The sequence below is a fragment of the Candidatus Polarisedimenticolia bacterium genome, assembly GCA_036004685.1.
Taxonomy (GTDB): domain Bacteria; phylum Acidobacteriota; class Polarisedimenticolia; order Gp22-AA2; family AA152; genus DASYRE01.
The window spans coordinates 21,388-27,387 of sequence record DASYRE010000034.1; the positions used below are offsets into that span (position 1 = coordinate 21,388).

Sequence of the window (6,000 nt, forward strand, 5' to 3'; positions counted from 1 at the left end):
GGCCGGGAAACTTGCCGCCGAAGTGCGACTGGGCTGACGGGAACTTCGGGGAGATCGACTCGCCTTCATCTGAATGCCCGTGGCTGGGGCTCCTCGGTGCCGGGCAGCCGATAGGGAAGCCGAAGCGATGACTCGCGAGCTGGAGCTTGAGGTCAACGCCGCGGGGCGCAGCGTCCCGATGTACTCGAACGGCGCCAAGCAGACTCCCTATCTGGGTATCGGCAAGCACATCCCGACCGGCGTCAAGCACGCCCCGGCCGTCAAGACCTGCGCCTCTTACCCCGAAAACGGCGACAAGCGCGTTCCCGATCTCGAGACCGCCCTCAAGCAGTGCGACCTGAAAGACAACATGGTGATCTCCAACCATCACCACCTGCGGGACGGCGACCGGATCGCCGTCCAGGTCCTGCAGACCGCCGCGCGCCTCGGCGCGAAGGACCTGATGTGGTTCCCCAGCGCCTCGTTCCCCGCCCAGAAAGCGGTCATTGACCTCATGGAAGCCGGCGTCGTGCACCACATCGAAGGGAGCATGAACGGCCCGCTCGGCGAATACACCTCGCGCGGCAAGATGCGCGGCATGGGCGTCCTGCGCTCGCACGGCGGGCGCTATCAGGCGATCCAGGACGGCGAGGTGAAGATCGATATCGCCGTGATCGCCGCCCCGACGGCGGATTTCTTCGGGAACTCCGACGGCTCGCACGGCAAGTCCGCTTGCGGCTCGCTCGGCTTCGCGCTCGCCGATTCGATCTACGCCGAGCGCGTCATCGTCGTCACCGACAACCTCGTGCCCTTTCCCTGCATCCCGTGGCAGATTCAGGGGAACAACGTCGACTTCGTCGTGCAGGTCGACTCGATCGGCGACCCCGCCAAGATCGTCTCCGGCACGACTGAGATCACCAAGAGTCCCGACCGCCTGAAGATCTCCGAATACGTCGCCCGCTTCATCCGCGACGCCGGGATCATGCGCGACGGCTTCTCATTCCAGGCAGGCGCCGGCGGCATCGCCCTGGCCTTCGTTGATTTCCTGCGTGTGATGATGAAGGAGGCCGGCGTCAAGTGCCGCTTCGTGCGCGGCGGCTCGACCAAGCACCTGGTGCAGATGCTCCAGGAAGGCCTCACCGACTACATCCTGGACGGCCAGACCTTCGACCTCGCCGGCGTCCAATCGATTGCGAGCGACCCGCGCCACGTCGCGACCTCGCCCTTCACCTCGTACAATTACCACGGCAAGGGACACTTCGCCTCGATGGTCGACGTCGCCGTCCTCGGCGCGACCGAGGTCGACGTGAACTTCAACGCCAACGTCGTCACCCACTCCGACGGCCGGCTGCTGCACGGCATCGGCGGCTGGCAGAACTGCCTCGCCAGCGGCTGCACCATCCTCGCCCTCCCTTCGTTTCGCGATCGCATCCCCGTCATCGTCGACGAAGTTACCACCCTCGTCGGGCCCGGCGAGATGATCGACGTCATCGTCACCGAGCGCGGCGTCGCCATCAACCCCCGCCGCACCGACCTCCTCGAGCGCGTCAAAGGCTCGCGCCTCCCCATCCGGCCCATCCAGGACATCCAAGCCGACGTGGAAAAGATCTGCGGCGGCAAGCCCCAGAAGCCCCGCTTCACCAAGCGGCCCGTCGCCATCGTCAAATGGATCGACGGCACCGTGCTGGACACCGTCTGGCAGCTGGGCGACTGACAACCTGCACCAAACGCTTAGAGGCGCGGCATGAAGGGGAGAGCCAACAGCAGATGGTGCGGCTCGGCATGGAACAGCTCGAAATCCGGGTGCCCCTCCGTTCCCCTGGACTCTGCGTCGATCTGCGTGTAGAGGAATTCCGGAACCAACTCCCCGTCCACATCCACGAAGTCCCCGTTGGGGAGAGGAAGATGTAATCGGTGAACCATTGCGCGAAGACGGTGATGACGCTACCGACGACGCCGCTCGTCCTGCGGAAAGAGATCTCTCCTGCAAGACCTCCTCTCCGAATTCAAATCGGGACCCCCGACCTGGAACTGGAAGGTGGCCAGATGAGGCCCGTTGGCATAGAGCTCTTCCGCCGTGGGGAAGCGCTCGGAGTGGGAGATGGTGAATGCGACGACCGAGCTCTTGGGAAGCTTCCACACGACGCCGTCCGAACCCGAAGGCCGCTAAAGCACGGTTCTCAGTCACCATGGGAGGCACAAACGCATCGTTGAAAGGATCGAAACCATCCGAGGCTCCGCCACCCTGCTCTACGGCAGCAAGCCACTGTGGGGGTTGAGCTCTCGGGACCTGATGTCGGTCAAATCCTTCCCCCCGGCGCGGCGAGGGGTCTTTTTATCCTCTTCTCCTCCCCGCACGCAGGAAAGCATCAACCTTGCTGTGCGGTCGGTGTCGGATGGCGTTCCGGATCGGCGTCGGGTCACGCGATTCGAATTTGCGCTGACATACAGAACTGTAAGCCTCCAAATCACCCATTCCTGCAGTCCAAATCTTACCTCCCCTATTATGCAGGGCTGGTCCAAGCATTTTGAGATATTGAAGGTTACATCACGTCTCGGACAGGAAAGCCTCGCACCACGACAGCGGTAGAACGCATTTCTCCGGGCGCATTCGTGTCCATGGCCTCCGATCGGGCGATCCGAATGAGGAATACCGCTATTACAAATTTGAAAAAGGAGTGGAAGCATACGTATCCTTCCCGGATATCCTTCCAGCGAAATGAGACCGCCGGAACTCTCTTCGCGCTCGTCTTGAATTCTGTTGACTCAGCCAATGTTTTCAACGTACAGTGCGCCCACTCTTTCTCTTCAGCAGGGGGTTTTTTTGAGCTCTCCGAATTCTTTGCGGTTTAGGGAGCCCACTGTGGGTAGCGTCTGCTTTTTTCGACGCCGAGGTGGATTGCTGCGGCACCGCGAGCAGGGAGAAGGAGCCAAAAACACCGGTCCCGACCGAGAGAGGACGGCGGAAAAGCCGCCGTATCCCTCCTCAACGCAACAGGAGGTGAACCAAGAACGAGGTGTGGACACTGAGGATTTCGACGGTTGTCATTCGAAATGACCAGGAGGGAATTCTCTCATGTTGTGTAGAAGAAACCGCTTCACCACAGGAACCGGCTGGCTCCTAGGAATAGGCGCTGCTGTCTGCGTCCTCTTCTTGAGCACGGCGCCGGCCAGCGCACACCAGTCACCAGGAGGGTGTACCGGGAACCAACTCGATGTAGGTCTTTTGAAAGACAAGACTTCCATCGTGAGCGGGGAAATCGTTACCTTCACCGTGACGGCGAGGAACGATTCCGCTACGGCTTGCGATGTCACCGGCACGACGATCACGTTTCACTGTCCGGCGGCAGACGGAACCCCCACGGGCGCTGCAACGGTCTGTGCGTCCAACGCTGATTTCCTGGTGCCTTTCGCGCCTACCACCCTGTGCGTCGTTCCTTGCACTGTCACAGTCAACCCCGGAGTTACCTCGGCGCAAGCCCTGGTGGACGGGGCCGGGACGCTTCATGACAACCCGGACAACGACTTCGACAGCGCGGACATCCACCGAACTCTGTCCGTCATCATCAGGACTTGCGGAGACGGCACCATCAACGACTCGGGGTGCGGGGAGACCTGCGACACCAACGCCTTCCCGGCCGGTGCGCCCTCCAGCCACGGCTCGTGCCGCCTCGGCCCCTGCGGGAACCCTGGCGCCTGCACCTTCTGCGGCGATGGCATCGTCAACGGCGAGGAGCAATGTGACGACGGTAACGGCATCGACACCGACGGCTGCCGGAACAACTGCTTGCTGCCGGTCTGCGGCGACTCGATCGTCGGGAACACGCCGGGCGAGACCTGCGACCCACCCGGGTCCACGCCGCCGACACCTCCTGGAAACACGAACCTGTGTCGGCCCCTCGGCCCGGACCAGTGCACCTACTGCGGTGACGGCATCGTCAACGACGGCGAGACGTGCGACGACGGCAACCACACCAACGGCGACGGCTGCGAGAACGACTGCACCCCGAGCCCGATCTGCGGCGATGGCATCATCAACCAGTCGGGGTGCGGGGAGACCTGCGACACCAACGCCTTCCCGGCCGGTGCTCCCTCCAGCCACGGCTCGTGCCGCCCCGGCCCCTGCGGGAACCCTGCCGCCTGCACCTTCTGCGGCGATAGCATCGTCAACGGCGGCGAGGAGTGCGACGACGGCAACGCGGTGGATACTGACGCCTGCTCGAACAGCTGCCAGTTGCCGCAAGGATGTTCCGTGGTCATCGCCAAGACAGTGGCCCCTGATGACGGTAGCGGCGGCGGAACCGCGTGTGACGGCGTGGCCGATGGGCCTTTTGTGGAGAGCGTTACCGTCGATCAGACGACCTGCGTGGTTTACCAGATCTGCGTGACAAACACGGGTTTGCAGGTTCTCAATTCAAACGGTGTCAAGGTCGGCGATCCGGTTCTCGGAACCGTGAATCTTGACTTTGGGACGATCGCACCAGGTGCGACCGTCTGCAAACAGGCGCCCGGTGTCTTTACGGCACCAACGTGCACGGGTGGCAACCCAGCCGGCACGTCGTGCCTCTGTTCGGAGGTAGCGGGCGTCAACACAGCCACAATCACCTCTGCCATCTGTCAGAACACCAACCAGGACGCCTGTGCTCAGCAAGGTTCCGACTGCTCGGACACGGCCAACGTGGCTTGCCTCGGGCCGGGATCTTGCCGCATGACCGGTGGACACAATTTCGATGTCGTGGACGCCGAGTTTGATGAAAACGGCAAGGTCTACACGACGGGCGGTCAGATCGGCGCACCGAACGAGACTGGCTGCTGCGACTTGCCGCCGAAGGGCAAGTGCGTAAGCGGCCTGTGCACGGGTGGGTTGAATGGTGGCAAGACGTGCGCGACCAACGACGATTGCCCGAACGACCCCGGACGGAATTCTCACTGTCCGTGGGGCGATTGGGAGCACAACCACCACAGTGGGCCGGACGACAGTGGCAGCGTGAAGGGTGGAAGCTTTGCGTTCCATTCGGGTACGGCTGCAGCGCCGAATGAAGCGTTCATCAAGAGCGTCCTGTGCGCCGACCCCGGCTGGTGCGTGCAGGCACGGCCGGCGCCCTTCAAGCAGATCTTCTGGGAAGGCACTGGCGTCTTCCACAACAATAAGAGCGCCAAGAACCAGGATATCCCGCTTCCTATATTCGGTGCGTGCGGTGCGAATCAGCCGAAACCGTACAGCAGCAAGCTTGGCGGGACCCTCCACTACTACAAGGCCCACGTCAGTGATTTCGGCGAGCCTGCAGGCATCTTCCAGAAGCCTGTGGGTGCGTGCAAGATGGATGAATCATGCACCAATCCTGAGCCCAATGGGTCAGTTGAAATCAGCAACTGCGCGTTGGGTAATGTGTGCCTGGTCGACTCAGTGGCCGACCCTGTGAAGACGGCTCTGCATCCACTCTGCCTGGCACAGACCTGTTCGGAATGTCCCGACGCGTATGAGATCGAGATCCACTGCACGGCGGATCCGGCCTCGCCGGTCGCGTACCGGGTCTCGCATTTCATCCGGGAAGGGAACTTCCAGCTCCATCCGCCGGTCGGGGATTCATGTAACCCGAGCTGTGGTGATGGGGTGTGCGATCCCGGTGCAACAGGTACGGCCGAGACTTGCCAGTCCTGTCCGTCAGATTGTTGCCCATAACGGGCTGACACGTGCTGACCGGGCCTTGCAGAGGGTCCGGTAAGCAAGAGAAGGAAAGTCCCAGGGGGCGCACCGTGGACACGCGGTGCGCCCCGAAAGGACAAGCGCAATTCGGGCGCCCGACTTGTCGGGCGCCCTTTTTTTACCCGATGGGACGACCCTGCGGACTTCTCGAGGTGATTGCGGATCCACTCGCTCGCCTAGTGTTGCGTTTCGGAAATCATGTTAACACCGAGGTCGCCGAGGCGCCCGGATCGCAAGGCGCGCCAGAGCGTCGCGTACCCAAGGCGGTACGCAAGCGAGGCGCAACGCGGCGAGCCGGGATGGATCGGGGGCCG

At 62.5% G+C, this 6,000-nt stretch carries 3 protein-coding genes; 2 read left to right on the forward strand and 1 reads right to left on the reverse strand.

Annotation, left to right across the window (positions count from 1 at the left end):
- Positions 1–127 precede the first annotated feature (127 nt).
- A complete protein-coding gene (locus VGR67_08935) occupies positions 128–1,693 on the forward strand; it encodes a citrate lyase subunit alpha (protein HEV8336526.1) in 1,566 nt (521 codons plus the stop codon).
- Between the two features lie 17 nt (positions 1,694–1,710).
- Here VGR67_08935 and VGR67_08940 read toward each other — a convergent pair whose 3' ends face one another.
- On the reverse strand, positions 1,711–1,860 hold the full coding sequence (locus VGR67_08940; protein HEV8336527.1) for a hypothetical protein: 150 nt from the start codon (positions 1,858–1,860) through the stop codon (positions 1,711–1,713).
- Positions 1,861–3,205: 1,345 nt separating this feature from the next.
- Between VGR67_08940 and VGR67_08945 the strand changes: the two genes are divergently transcribed.
- Positions 3,206–5,662 carry a DUF4215 domain-containing protein gene (locus tag VGR67_08945; protein HEV8336528.1) on the forward strand — a complete coding sequence of 819 codons (2,457 nt, stop codon included), beginning with the start codon at positions 3,206–3,208 and terminating at the stop codon, positions 5,660–5,662.
- Positions 5,663–6,000: the final 338 nt, after the last annotated feature.